The sequence below is a fragment of the Acinetobacter sp. FB genome, from assembly GCF_056033405.1.
This window is the reverse complement of record NZ_CM148502.1, coordinates 641074-654168: the sequence shown is the minus strand read 5'-3', so window position 1 is coordinate 654168 and position 13095 is coordinate 641074. Positions and strand designations below refer to the sequence as shown.

The following is a 13095-nucleotide window of genomic DNA, read 5'->3' as shown; positions in this document are numbered from 1 at the left end:
TGGCAAGCCACCACTTACAACATAAGATTCTGATTTATATTAAATAATATAAAAATTAAAATAAATTAATTAAGCAAGATTTATACAAAATCTATATTTACATTTCACACCAAACTTTTATGATGAAGGCATTAAAAACTGCCATGTAATGGATTAAAGCAGATATCTGTGAAAGGAATAAATAAAATGAAAAAGTTGCTGATTGCCAGCTTAATTCTTGCTACAAGTCATTCAACATTTGCAGCTGATAGTAAAGTAACTGCAAAACCAGATGCATTTGCTCAAGCAACTAAACTATACGAAGCAAAAAACTACCCTGCTGCATTTCAAGAAATGCAGCGTCTCGCTGATACAGGGAATGCCCAAGCAATTTATAACCTAGGTTATATGACTCAAGTTGGTCAAGGCACAGTAAAGGATGAAAAGAAAGCCGTACAACATTATCAAGATGCATCAAATAAAGGCTTTGCTCAAGCCAGTTATACATTAGCACAGGCTTATCATAAAGGTGATTTGGGCATCACTAAAAATAATCAAAAATACAAAGAGTATTTAGACAAAGCGTCTAATCAAGGTTCTGATGAAGCCATTGTTGAAACTGCAAAAATTTTATTTGAGCAAGGCAAACCTGAATATGATCAGATCGCTGTTCAGAAACTATTACCATTGCTACGGAAGGATTATTATCCAGCAAAACATCTCAAGACAATCTACGATTTAAGTGTTGGTGTTAAAAATAAAAATCCTGTTATGCAATCACAGGCGGTTGATAGCCTTAAAGATTTAGCTAAAAAAGGTTATGCACCATCTTTAATGGTTCTCGGCAATATGTTAGCAAATGGAGGTATTGTTGACCAAGATTTAGAGCAGGCAAAAAATATTTTTGCTCGCTTAGCAGCAGCTAACTATCCAAATGCGAAGGAATCATTGGCTAAAGTTGAAGAAGCAATTGCTGCAAAAAAAGCAGCTTCAGTAAAAACAAAGAACTAATAATCAATTCAGCAGCACTTCCACCCTATAGAGTGCTGCTTTTATTTAAAATTGTTTGCTTAACTTAATCCCAGCACTCCAATTGCGCCTATCTGCAGGTTCAAAGAAACGATTATTTCCTTCATTCACAATCACTGAACCGACATATTGTTTATTAAATAAATTATCTATACGGGCAAATCCATTTAAACTCCAATCCGTATAGTGAAATGTATATCCAGTATAAGCCGATGCAATTGTATAACTCTCTGCCGCATCACCATTCATATCATTCACATAAACTTTATCCATGAATTGGGTATCAAATCCAGCATAAAAACCCTGTTCTGGTTTCCAAGAAAAACCTATAAAAGCTTGGTTTTTTGCAATGCCAGGAATGGCATTACCTTCAGGGATTTGAGCAACTTTTCCAATCGCGGGTACTGTAGAGTCAAAAGTTGCATCTAAATAGGCATAACTTGCATTAACAACTAAATCTTTCCAAAACTTTTTATTCCATGCAAATTCAACGCCCTTACGTAAAGTCTTTTCAGCATTACGAAAGGTTGCTCGCCCACCTATATTTTCTGCAGCGACGATATCGTTTTTGGTCTGAATATAGAATGTTGCCAAATTAAAATCACCAAATACATTTGATGATTTTAAGCCTAGCTCATAATTATCACTTTTAGAGGGTTTTAAATCTAAGCTACGTGCTCCACCTTGTGCAGGATAAGCCATCTCCGTAAATGTCGGGGTCTCAAAACCTTTGGCATAACTTGCGTAGATTAAGGCTTGAGGGATAATCTGCCAGCTCAGAGCGATTGAAGGTAAAACCTCTTGGTAAGTCGTTTTTCCACTGTTATCACCATTCAATCCAACAATATAATGGTCGTTGGATTGGTAATGCACATTACTGTAACGGACACCAGTATCAAGCCGCATCGCAGGTAAAAAGTACCAAGCAGCTTGTAAATATGGATCTATATTCCACAACGTGTTTCTTTCATCTCGACGTAAAGCACCTTTAATACCTTTTTCACCAGTGTCATGAAAGTTCAGATATCCTTGTCGACTCTCATTCATCGCATCAATTGCAAGCCCCGCACTTAATTGGGTATGTGGCAACAAATCTTTTCCTGTCCAACGAAAATCGGCACCATAATAGTCACGTTTAAAATCAATTACTCCGCCCGCTTGATACGGCGTATTAGGATTAGTCTGAGTTATTTGCGGAATAGATTGATACTGAGTTACATGACGTTGCCCTATATAACTCATTGCGTAAATTTCATTTTGATCATTTATCGGCTTTGACCATGTGATACCAGTTTGGGTTTGCTCAATTTTTTTTCGAGCATTGTAATCCAAAACATTTTTAGCCACTTGTTTAGGATTATTTTCCTTTTCTACACGAGTTAACCCACCTGGATCATCAGCATCGATGTTCACATAGTTTGTGATCCAATTAATTTTACTACCATCATCTAAATTCCATGCGAGTTTTGCATTGTTTAATACTTTTTCTGCACTACTATGATTACGATAACCATCTGTATCAAAATAGGATGAGCTAATCATATAGCTTGGTTCATTTTGATTTTTTGAACCGCCTTGTAAAACTAAACCAGCATGATTTTTGTGATGACTGCCGCCCGCATAACTCATCTCTATCGAATCTTTGCCCTGTCCTTCCTTTGTTGTTGCTAGAATCACACCTCCTGAAGAATTTCCATATAACGAAGAAAATGGACCTGTTAATACTTCAAGATGACTTAAACTACTTAAATCAATATTTGAGGTTTGCCCTTGTCCATCTGGCATTGTGGCAGGAATACCGTCGGTATATAAACGAATTCCACGAACTCCAAATGTGGAACGCGCACCAAAACCACGCATAGAAAGTTGTAAATCTTGTGCATAATTCTCTCGATTGCGCAGTTGAACGCTAGGTATCCCCTTCACAACCTCAGTTAAATTAACTTCTAAGCTCTGATCATTTTTAGGCATATCTACCCTAAAAATTGATGCTGGTGTTTCCATATAAGCAGTGTCAGTACGAGTTGCTTCGACCTTGATTGTCGGAAGCTGTATAGGCCGATCTACCTCTGATTCAGTAGCCCAAACAAAAGAGCCATTCAAACCCATGCTTATTGCAACACAACCATATAAAAAATTTGTTTTTACTAAAGGCATGAAAATTCCTTGTTTCACAGAATTTAAGGGCAAGCTTTTTAAAGTAAGTATTTCATTATTTTATAATTAGATTAGATCTTTAACCTTAGCTAAAAAAACCAAAAATCAATTTTAATGATGATTAGCTAATCAAATTAAATATCGTCATAATTGTAAGTTAAACATTTGCCCTCATTGTATTGTTGTTGAAACAACTTGAGCTCACTATGCCCGAACTTCCTGAAGTTGAAACCACAAAAACCAGTTTACTGCCGCTTTTAGAACAACGTGTACAAGCTGTAAGAGTACACAATCCTAGTTTGCGCTGGCCTATCCCTGATGATCTTGAAAAATTAATTGGTCAACGTTTAATTCAACTCAAACGTCGTTCCAAATATATTTTGGCTGAATTTGAACAAGATCAAATGCTTTGGCACTTAGGTATGTCAGGAAGCTTTCGCCTATGTCAATCCAGTGATGAATTAAAAAAGCATGACCATCTTGTGATCGAATTTGAAGATCAGCAACTCCGCTACCATGACCCACGGCGCTTTGGGTGTATTCTATGGTTAGATGAAACCAATCAAAGTAAATTGATTGATACGCTAGGACCAGAACCATTAACTGAAAATTTTAATCCAACATATTTGCATGAAAAATTAGCTAAAAAAAATGTCGGCATTAAAATTGCTTTAATGGATAACCATATAGTGGTTGGTGTGGGCAATATTTATGCAACTGAAAGTTTATTCAACATCGGGGTTCATCCTGCGCAACCTGCTTCGACGCTGAGCAAAGTACAAGTCGAAAAGTTAGTCATCGAAGTAAAACGCATCTTAAAACAAGCAATTGATTTAGGTGGTTCGACTTTACGTGACTATAGTAATGCCATGGGTGAAAATGGCTATTTTCAGCAGACACTTTTAGCTTATGGTCGCGCAGGTGAAATGTGTGTTAATTGTGAAACTACATTAGAAAACTTAAAGTTGGGTCAACGTGCTAGTGTATTTTGTCCACAATGCCAACCTTTGAAATTAAGCAAAGTATAGACCATTTAAGATGCAATCAAGGAGAACAACCTTATGCAAACTGCAATTGTTCGACATATTCTCGTCAAAGATAAAGACTTAGCAGAACAGCTAAAAAAACGAATTCAGTCTGGTGCTGATTTTAGCAAAATCGCCAAACAATACTCCACTTGCAACTCAGCTAAACGTGGAGGCGAACTCGGTGAAGTGAAAAAGGGGCAATTGGTCCCTGTTATTGATAAACTAGTTTTTACAGCAGCAGAACGAATCTTACACGGCCCGATCAAAAGCCAATTTGGTTTTCACTTGATTGAAGTGAAATTTCGCATGGATGGCTTAAGATAATGGTTTGAGCTTAATTATTTTAAGCTCTCTCCTCTTCTCAGTTATTTTAATTCTTGCGGTTTCATCACATAAGTCCATGCATCTATTTTTTCACCAGATTCCAAGACAACTTCAGCAACAACTCGCTCATATTGAAATCCTTCAAAATCATCTAACATTTGCCAGTTTTGTTCTAATTTTTCCGTGCTGAATAAATATCCCATGATTAATGGGTCTTGTTCAGCTAAAACTAAGGCAGGTAAACCTTTGTCTGGTCCCCAATCTAATATATGCACAGTTCCATGAACAGATCCCTTATCCCATTCCCCACCAATCGCTGCAAGGATATGCGCATTTTCTCGATTTGGGCATAATGTGCCATATACAAATAATCGATTCATATTGGTTAATCCCTCTTTTAGTTTGTACAGCATCTTAAAATGAAAGTATTAAATTTTCTATGTAAAACGATGCATTATTCACTAAATATGATTCAGATGCCTCATAAAAAAACGGCATTTTAAAATGCCGTTTTTATGAAAATAATCAGTACTTATTTTTTCAAAGAATCTCTAATTTCACGTAATAATTGAATATCTTCAGGCGTTGCTGCTGGTTCAGCTGGCGCTGCTTCTTCTTGTTTACGCATACGGTTCATTACTTTCACCATAAGAAACACAACCCATGCCAAAATAATGAAATTAATAAAGATCGTTAAGAAATTACCATAGGTCAAAACATTGACACCTGCTTTCGTTAATTGATCTAAAGACTGTAAATTATTTGGATTGTCTCCAAGCACAATAAACTTCTGCGTAAAATCAACACCCCCGCCAGTAATAACTGAAATAAGTGGCATGATGATATCTTTCACTAATGAATCAATAATTTTACCAAATGCACCACCAATGATGACACCAATGGCAAGATCCATCATATTGCCTTTGATGGCAAATTCTTTAAATTCTTGAATAATACTCATTTATAACTCTCCAGAGTTGAACTTAATCGCAACCCATTTTTGCATTGTTTATTACACAGGTGCGGCTATCCACATAATGTTGATAATTTAATATTTTTATCAAAAAAAGAAAGCTATTTCACACTTTAACAACACTTTTTATTTTAATAAAAATATGTGTTTAAGCATGTCCCTACCCTGAAATTTATGCAATAAAAAACCGCTAAATAAATTTAGCGGTTTTGTCATTTTTCAGTGAAGAAAAATTATTTATCACGGTTACGCTTACGTTCGTTTTCAGTTAAGTAACGTTTACGAATACGGATCGATTTTGGTGTTACTTCAACTAACTCATCATCTTCAATGAATTCAAGTGCTTGTTCAAGCGTGTATTCAATTGCAGGCGTCAAAGTTAAAGCATCATCAGTACCAGACGCACGAACGTTGGTTAATTGTTTTGCTTTAGTTGGGTTAACAACCATATCGTCCGAACGCGAGTTAATACCCACGATCATACCTTCATAAACTTCTAACTGAGGTTTAGCGAATAAACGACCACGGTCTTGTAAGCTAAATAATGCATAGCCCAAGCAAGTACCTTGAACCATAGAAATCAATACACCGTTTTGACGCTTCGCAACAGTACCTTGCTTAACAGGACCGTAATGAGAGAAGCTTGATGTCATGATCCCTGTACCAGAAGTCATGGTTAAGAACTCAGAACGGAAACCGATTAAACCACGTGAAGGTACAGTTGCTTCAATACGGATACGACCTTTTCCGTCAACTTCCATATTGGTCATTTCGCCTTTACGGTGACCCATTTGTTCCATTACTGAACCTTGATGTTGTTCTTCAACATCAAACGTTACGTTTTCGTATGGCTCTTGTCTTTCGCCATCGACTTCTTTCATGATCACTTGTGGACGTGATACGCCCATTTCAAAGCCTTCACGACGCATATTTTCAATCAATACTGAAAGGTGAAGTTCACCACGACCAGAAACTTTAAAACGGTCTGGACTATCAGTATCTTCAACGCGTAATGCCACGTTGTGAATCAATTCACGATCAAGACGTTCACGAATATTACGTGATGTTACAAATTTACCTTCTTTACCAGCAAACGGTGAGTTGTTTACTTGGAATGTCATCGAAACCGTAGGTTCATCTACAGACAATGGTGGCAAAGCTTCTACATTTTTTTGATCACAAATTGTGTCAGAAATATTGAGTGCATCAATACCAGTGATACAAACGATATCACCTGCTGATGCTTCTTCAACATCAATACGCTCTAAACCATGGTAACCCATGATTTTTAAGATACGACCGTTACGTGTATTGCCTTCTTTATCAATCACAGTCACAGGAGTATTCGTTTTTACACCACCACGCTGAATACGACCAACACCGATAACACCAACGAAGCTGTTATAGTCAAGTGAAGAAATCTGCATTTGGAATGGACCATCAACATCAACTGCTGGTGGTTCAACGATATCAACGATAGTTTGGAACAATGGTGTCATATCTTCAGCTAATTCTTCAGGAGAAGGACCAGCTACACCACGCAAACCAGAAGCGTAAACGATTGGGAAATCTAACTGTTCATCAGTTGCACCCAAGTTATCAAACAAGTCAAATACTTGATCGATTACCCAGTCACAACGTGCACTTGGCTTATCAACTTTGTTGATAATTACGATTGGCTTCAAACCACGCGCGAATGCTTTTTGCGTTACGAAGCGAGTTTGTGGCATTGGACCTTCTTGAGAGTCAACAAGAAGCAATACGCAGTCAACCATCGACATTACACGTTCAACTTCACCACCGAAGTCCGCATGTCCCGGGGTGTCTACAATATTGATGCGGTAAGTTGTGTCAGTACGTTGATCTAACCACGTAATTGACGTATTTTTTGCAAGAATAGTAATACCACGTTCACTTTCAAGCGCATTCGAGTCCATGACACGCTCAATCTCGCCTGCACGGTCACCCAAAGCACCAGATTGTTGAAGTAATTTATCGACAAGCGTGGTTTTACCGTGGTCGACGTGCGCAATAATTGCGATATTGCGGAGATTCTTAATATCAGACATAGAATTCGATACGCTTAAAATTTGAGGGCAGATTATATAGAAAAATCCTAAACTTTAGTAGTGACAGTTTGTTGACATGAAACTTTTTTTCGGACGAACTGTTTCAGAATCGTTGGTAAAGTAGGCTAACTCTATTAGAATATTCCACTATTGCTTATCGCTTTTCTTATACTCCCATGTCAAATTCTCAACCCCAACAGCCACTTGATCTCGTCTACGGACTCAATGATCGTCCAAAACCGTTCATCGCATTTTTAGCAGCTTTACAACATCTTTTAGCAATTTTAGTCCCAATTGTTACTCCAGGATTGTTAATTTGCTTAGCGCTTGGTGTATCTCGTGAAGACACCAATATGATCCTGTCGATGTCTCTGATCATCTCAGGAATTGCAACCTTTTTACAGTGTAAAAAAGTTGGTCCTTTCGGTGCAGGACTATTGATTGTTCAAGGTACAAGTTTTAACTTTATTGGCCCAATTATTGGTATTGGTAGCGCCATGGTTGCTGCAGGTACGCCTGTTGAGCAAGTGATGGCTGCTATTTTCGGTGTGGTAATTGCAGGCTCATTTATTGAAATGGGCGTGTCTCGGATTTTACCTTGGGTAAAACAATTAATTACCCCTTTAGTTACAGGTATCGTTGTTCTTTTAATTGGTTTAACACTGATTAAAGAAGGTCTGATTAGCATGGGAGGCGGTTATATGGCCATGCAAGATCATACTTTTGCCAATACAGACAATCTGATCATGTCCTGTACAGTACTGGCGGTCATTATTTTATTGAATCGTGTTCAAATTATTTGGGTAAAAAGTTCAGCAATTTTAATCGCATTGGTGATTGGTTACATTCTTGCAGGCTTTATGGGTCATTTAAACTTTTCCGTATTGCAAGACGCCCCATTAATTCAGATTCCTACGCCGATGCATTTTGGTCTAAGCTTCTCTTGGAGCTTGTTCATTCCAATGGCATTCATCTATCTCGTTACTTCACTTGAAGCCATTGGCGATGTGACAGCAACTAGCAAAATCTCTAACCAGCCTGTAGACGGCCCCATTTGGATGCAACGCATTAAAGGTGGTGTACTTGTGAATGGTGCTAACTCATTTTTAGCAGGTATCTTCAACACCTTCCCAAGTTCAGTGTTTGCACAAAACAATGGCGTGATTCAACTCACTGGCGTGGCAAGTCGTTATGTCGGGATCTGGATTGCGATCTTATTGATCATTTTAGGCCTCTTCCCTGCTGTAGCTGCTGTAATTCAAGCTGTTCCCCAAGCAGTGCTAGGTGGTGCGGTAATGGTGATGTTTGGTGCGGTGGCTGCATCTGGAATCAATATTCTTTCAAGTATTCATCTTGACCGTCGCGCTTTACTGATTATTGCGATTTCACTCGCATTAGGTTTAGGTGTAGCACAAGTTCCACAAATCCTTGAACATCTTCCTGAATTATTCAAAAACATTTTCAGCTCAGGTGTTGCAACGGGTGGTATTGCCGCGTTGATTTTAAATATTGTTTTACCTGAAACTCAAAAATAGTCTTTTAACCATCGTAATTGCCCAGTTTCACCACTGGGCTTTGTTTTTGATGAGAGATCAAAATGGATCCACGTAGTGAAGTCGTTATACGACAACAAGATTATTTAAATGGGCAAGTTTTACTGATTAATGCGCCCAATGATCAACTCGCCAAAAATTTACCTAGCCAAGTGCAAGCGTCTGTCTGGACTTGGAATTATGCTGATCATCAAGGTTTTCAAAGCAGTGGTATAAATTCACATTTTTCAGTTGAGTTTCCACAAGCAAGTTTTGATCAGGTTGTTATTTTCGTTCCAAAATCTAAAGAGTTATTGAATTATATTCTTCATGTCGTGGTTAGCCAGTTAACACTAGGTCAAAGCGTATTTTTAGTGGGTGAAAAAAAAGGCGGTGTTGAACGTGCTGCAAAACAACTACTGCAATATGGCAAAGCCTTTAAAATTGATAGCGCACGCCACTGTCAATTTTGGCACATGAAAATTGAAAAGACTGAAATACACAAACCACTTGACCATTGGTTAAAAAACTATATTGTGCAAGTCAATCAAGAACAGCTCGAAATCTGTGCTTTACCAGGTGTATTTAGTCAAGACCATTTAGATATTGGAACAGCTGTATTACTCCCTTACCTGAGCCAAGTAAAATCAGGTAAGATTGCCGACTTTGGTTGCGGTGCTGGAATTATTAGTGCTTATTTAGCCAAAATAAATGCAAACCAGCACATTTTTGCACTTGATGTTGATGCATTTGCATTACGGTCTACTGAGTTCACTTTTCAAAAAAATGATCTGAACTTAGCACAGCTACATCTACAGCCTGTCACAGGTTTTGTTGATGCACCTAAAGATCTAGATGCCATCGTGAGTAATCCACCTTTTCATCAAGGCATTCATACCAATTACGATGCAAGTGAAGAACTCTGCCAATTGGCGAAAAAGCATCTGAAAAGTTCAGGTGAACTATGGATCGTGGCTAATCGTTTTCTAAATTATCCACCTCTGATTGAGCAGAGCTTTGGTCAATGTCTTGTGAAGGCAGATCAACAGGGATTCAAAGTGTTATATGCCTGTGCGAAATAAACAGTTTAAGGAATTTTTATGAGCGATACATCTGCTCCTCAACACCTTCAGCGTCAGCTCGGAGCACGCCATCTAAATATGATTGCCATTGGTGGATCAATTGGTACAGGTTTATTCCTTGCTTCAGGTTCAACGATTGCAACAGCAGGTCCTGGTGGTGCGTTATTGGCCTATGCCCTTATCGGAATCATGATTTATTTCTTGATGACCAGTCTCGGTGAATTAGCCACGCACAATCCAACTTCAGGTGCATTCTTCACCTATGGCAGTCGTTATGTCGAAGATGGTTTTGGTTTCGCCTTAGGCTGGAACTATTGGTATAACTGGGCAATCACTGTTGCTTTTGAATTGGTCGCAGTTCAGTTCATCATGAAATTCTGGTTTCCAGATATTCCTGGGTTTTACTGGAGTGCAATCTTCCTTGCCATTATTTTTGCGATTAATGCATTGACAGTAAAAGGCTTTGGTGAAAGTGAGTTCTTATTTTCTTTGATTAAAGTGATTGCAATCATTGTGTTTATCATCATCGGTATCTGGATGATTGCTAAAATTATGATGACACCGAATGTATCAACCTTTCAACACTGGCATTATAAAGATGCCCCGTTTGTTGGTGGCTTACAAGCCCTGATCGGTGTTGCCATGATCGCTGGATTCTCCTTCCAAGGAACTGAAATGGTTGGCGTTGCAGCAGGTGAATCTAAAGATCCAAAGAAAACGATTCCTTTGGCGATTAAACAAATCTTCTGGCGTATTTTACTGTTCTATATCTTGTGTATTTTTATCATTGGTACATTGGTGAGCTATGATGATCCACTTCTATTAAAAGCGGCACAAAGTGAAGATATTGCATTGTCACCATTTACCTTACTGTATGAAAAAGCAGGCTTTGCCTTTGCTGCAAGTTTGATGAATGCGGTTATTCTCAGTGCGATTTTATCTGCAGGTAACTCTGGGATGTATTCATCTACGCGTATGCTATTCGATATGGCAAAAGAAGGTCGAGCGCCAAAATGGTTCTCAAAACTTGATGGTCGTGGCGTACCCATGAATGCACTTTATGCAACAACAGCAGTTGCTGCATTATGTTTCTTGACCACCTTTATCGGCGAAAAACAAGTGTTTAACTGGTTGTTAAATATGTCTGGGATGTGTGGTTTTATCGTCTGGTTAGGTATTGCCATTTCACATTATCGTTTCCGTAAAGGCTATATTGCTCAAGGGCATAAACTTGAAGATCTTGCTTATCGTGCCAAGTTTTTCCCATTTGCACCTTGGTTTGCCTTTGTTCTCTGCTCTATCATCATTTTAGGACAAAACTATCAAGCTGTGCTGGGTGGTAAAGTTGATTGGTTAGGCTTAGTTTCAACCTATATCAGTATTCCATTATTTTTGGCGATTTGGTTGGGTTATAAATGGAAGTACAAAACCAAATTGATTGCATATAAAGATATGAACGTGAAAGAAGGCGAATAAAAAGCCAAAAATTCACTTGACCCTTAACTAAATATCAGTAAAATCAGCTGCACTATTATATAGGAGGACGACATCATGCCAGCAATACAAGGAACAACAACTTAAGATTTGGCACTGTCGACTCACGGACAAGTGTACAAATCAGAATCACTTGTCCGAATGCTCTATTTAACCTAGCATTCGCTAGGTTTTTTTATGCCTATTCGGATGCAAAATTAAAATACCTGAGATAAGAAAATGGGCATACAAAAAATACTTAATGCTAATGCTGAATATGGTGTTCCAGTAAAAATATTCACCAATGATATTGATAGCGAAAGCATTGAACAACTAAAGAAAATGGCACAACTGCAATTTGTGTATTCACATGTTGCCGTGATGCCTGATGTGCATGTAGGTAAAGGTGCAACTGTTGGTAGCGTCATCCCTACAAAACACGCGATTATTCCCGCTGCTGTCGGTGTCGACATCGGTTGTGGCATGAATGCTATCCGACTCAATTTAAAGGCATCACAGTTGCCAGATAATCTCGCACCTTTACGTCATGCAATTGAACGTAAAGTCCCTGTAGGCTTTGAGTTACACAAACAAATTAAGGCGAAAGCCTCAAGCATTATTCCATTGGAAAAACGCTTGCAGCCGATCATTAAAAAGCACCCTGGCTTAGTTCGGATGCTCAGAAAGTTTGATGTGACATGGCAAAAACAACTCGGTACCTTAGGCGGTGGCAATCACTTTATCGAACTCTGTTTGGATGAAAATCAGGACGTTTGGGTGATGCTACATTCTGGTAGCCGTGGTTTAGGTAATGTGATTGGAACTTATTTTATCGAGCTAGCAAAGAAAGAAGCTCAACATCGATTTGGGCATGTACCAGATAAGGACTTGAGTTATTTTGCAGAAGGCTCAAATAGTTTTAATGACTATGTTGAAGCGGTGGAATGGGCACAGGAATATGCTTTTGAGAATAGACGTGAAATGATGCGTCTCATTTTAGAAGCAATTCGACCTCTGCTCCCCCCCTTTCAAATGACCAAAGAAGCGATTAACTGCCACCACAATTATGTCAGCCAAGAAAATCACTTTGGTGAAGATCTCCTGATTACTCGAAAAGGTGCAATCCGTGCTGGTCAAGATGAATTAGGCATTATTCCTGGTTCAATGGGGGCTCGCTCCTATATTGTGAAGGGCAAAGCTAACCCTGAATCATTCTGCTCATGTTCGCATGGCGCAGGAAGAAAAATGAGTCGTAGTAAAGCCAAATTACTTTTTGGTCAAGAGGATTTGATTCAGCAGACCCAAGGTATTGAATGTCGTAAAGACAGTGGTGTAATTGACGAAATACCAAGTGCATATAAAGATATTGATCAAGTCATGGCAAACCAATCAGATTTAATCGAAATCGTGCACACCCTTAAACAAGTTCTATGTATAAAAGGTTAAATA

At 38.5% G+C, this 13095-nt stretch carries 11 protein-coding genes; 7 read left to right on the top strand and 4 right to left on the bottom strand.

The annotated features are described in order from the left end of the window. Positions 1 to 186 precede the first annotated feature (186 nt). A complete protein-coding gene (locus AC0JIQ_RS03125) occupies positions 187 to 990 on the top strand; it encodes a tetratricopeptide repeat protein (RefSeq protein ID WP_474202608.1) in 804 nt (267 codons plus the stop codon). Positions 991 to 1035: 45 nt separating this feature from the next. Here the strand turns inward: AC0JIQ_RS03125 and AC0JIQ_RS03120 are convergent, their stop codons facing one another. Beyond that, positions 1036 to 3165, bottom strand: coding sequence for a TonB-dependent receptor domain-containing protein (locus AC0JIQ_RS03120; protein ID WP_474202607.1), 2130 nt, complete (start codon positions 3163 to 3165; stop codon positions 1036 to 1038). A gap of 206 nt (positions 3166 to 3371) precedes the next feature. On the opposite strand from AC0JIQ_RS03120, the gene mutM reads away from it, so the two are divergent. Further along, positions 3372 to 4193, top strand: coding sequence for a bifunctional DNA-formamidopyrimidine glycosylase/DNA-(apurinic or apyrimidinic site) lyase (mutM, locus tag AC0JIQ_RS03115; protein WP_474202606.1), 822 nt, complete (start codon positions 3372 to 3374; stop codon positions 4191 to 4193). A gap of 33 nt (positions 4194 to 4226) precedes the next feature. Continuing rightward, on the top strand, positions 4227 to 4517 hold the full coding sequence (locus tag AC0JIQ_RS03110; RefSeq protein WP_004664683.1) for a peptidylprolyl isomerase: 291 nt from the start codon (positions 4227 to 4229) through the stop codon (positions 4515 to 4517). 41 nt (positions 4518 to 4558) lie between these two features. Here the strand turns inward: AC0JIQ_RS03110 and AC0JIQ_RS03105 are convergent, their stop codons facing one another. The 3 genes from AC0JIQ_RS03105 to typA all read right to left on the bottom strand — a co-directional run bounded on the left by AC0JIQ_RS03105 (position 4559) and on the right by typA (position 7559). Continuing rightward, positions 4559 to 4897: a gamma-glutamylcyclotransferase family protein gene (locus AC0JIQ_RS03105; RefSeq protein WP_474202605.1), complete on the bottom strand. Its 339-nt coding sequence runs from the start codon at positions 4895 to 4897 to the stop codon at positions 4559 to 4561. A 152-nt stretch (positions 4898 to 5049) separates the two neighbouring features. Next, positions 5050 to 5478, bottom strand: coding sequence for a large conductance mechanosensitive channel protein MscL (gene mscL, locus AC0JIQ_RS03100; RefSeq protein WP_004664687.1), 429 nt, complete (start codon positions 5476 to 5478; stop codon positions 5050 to 5052). Between the two features lie 245 nt (positions 5479 to 5723). Then, positions 5724 to 7559 carry a translational GTPase TypA gene (gene typA, locus AC0JIQ_RS03095; RefSeq protein ID WP_004664688.1) on the bottom strand — a complete coding sequence of 612 codons (1836 nt, stop codon included), beginning with the start codon at positions 7557 to 7559 and terminating at the stop codon, positions 5724 to 5726. A 176-nt stretch (positions 7560 to 7735) separates the two neighbouring features. Here typA and AC0JIQ_RS03090 point away from each other — a divergent pair, with 176 nt between their 5' ends. The 4 genes from AC0JIQ_RS03090 (at position 7736) to AC0JIQ_RS03075 (ending at position 13092) form a co-directional block, all read left to right on the top strand. After that, entirely contained in the window at positions 7736 to 9094 is a 1359-nt protein-coding gene (locus tag AC0JIQ_RS03090) for a uracil-xanthine permease family protein (RefSeq protein ID WP_004664690.1), read from the top strand. Between the two features lie 62 nt (positions 9095 to 9156). Then, positions 9157 to 10173 carry a methyltransferase gene (locus AC0JIQ_RS03085; RefSeq protein ID WP_474202604.1) on the top strand — a complete coding sequence of 339 codons (1017 nt, stop codon included), beginning with the start codon at positions 9157 to 9159 and terminating at the stop codon, positions 10171 to 10173. Positions 10174 to 10191: 18 nt separating this feature from the next. Beyond that, positions 10192 to 11649 (top strand): amino acid permease, encoded by a 1458-nt coding sequence (locus AC0JIQ_RS03080; protein WP_046740265.1) that lies wholly within the window; start codon positions 10192 to 10194, stop codon positions 11647 to 11649. A 237-nt stretch (positions 11650 to 11886) separates the two neighbouring features. Next, positions 11887 to 13092 (top strand): RtcB family protein, encoded by a 1206-nt coding sequence (locus AC0JIQ_RS03075; protein ID WP_474202603.1) that lies wholly within the window; start codon positions 11887 to 11889, stop codon positions 13090 to 13092. Positions 13093 to 13095: the final 3 nt, after the last annotated feature.

Coding starts and splice junctions, on each gene's coding strand:
- AC0JIQ_RS03125 (WP_474202608.1), top strand. CDS start 187: ATGAAAAAGTTGCTGATTGCCAGCTTAATTCTTGCTACAAGTCATTCA.
- AC0JIQ_RS03120 (WP_474202607.1), bottom strand. CDS start 3,165: ATGCCTTTAGTAAAAACAAATTTTTTATATGGTTGTGTTGCAATAAGC.
- mutM (WP_474202606.1), top strand. CDS start 3,372: ATGCCCGAACTTCCTGAAGTTGAAACCACAAAAACCAGTTTACTGCCG.
- AC0JIQ_RS03110 (WP_004664683.1), top strand. CDS start 4,227: ATGCAAACTGCAATTGTTCGACATATTCTCGTCAAAGATAAAGACTTA.
- AC0JIQ_RS03105 (WP_474202605.1), bottom strand. CDS start 4,897: ATGAATCGATTATTTGTATATGGCACATTATGCCCAAATCGAGAAAAT.
- mscL (WP_004664687.1), bottom strand. CDS start 5,478: ATGAGTATTATTCAAGAATTTAAAGAATTTGCCATCAAAGGCAATATG.
- typA (WP_004664688.1), bottom strand. CDS start 7,559: ATGTCTGATATTAAGAATCTCCGCAATATCGCAATTATTGCGCACGTC.
- AC0JIQ_RS03090 (WP_004664690.1), top strand. CDS start 7,736: ATGTCAAATTCTCAACCCCAACAGCCACTTGATCTCGTCTACGGACTC.
- AC0JIQ_RS03085 (WP_474202604.1), top strand. CDS start 9,157: ATGGATCCACGTAGTGAAGTCGTTATACGACAACAAGATTATTTAAAT.
- AC0JIQ_RS03080 (WP_046740265.1), top strand. CDS start 10,192: ATGAGCGATACATCTGCTCCTCAACACCTTCAGCGTCAGCTCGGAGCA.
- AC0JIQ_RS03075 (WP_474202603.1), top strand. CDS start 11,887: ATGGGCATACAAAAAATACTTAATGCTAATGCTGAATATGGTGTTCCA.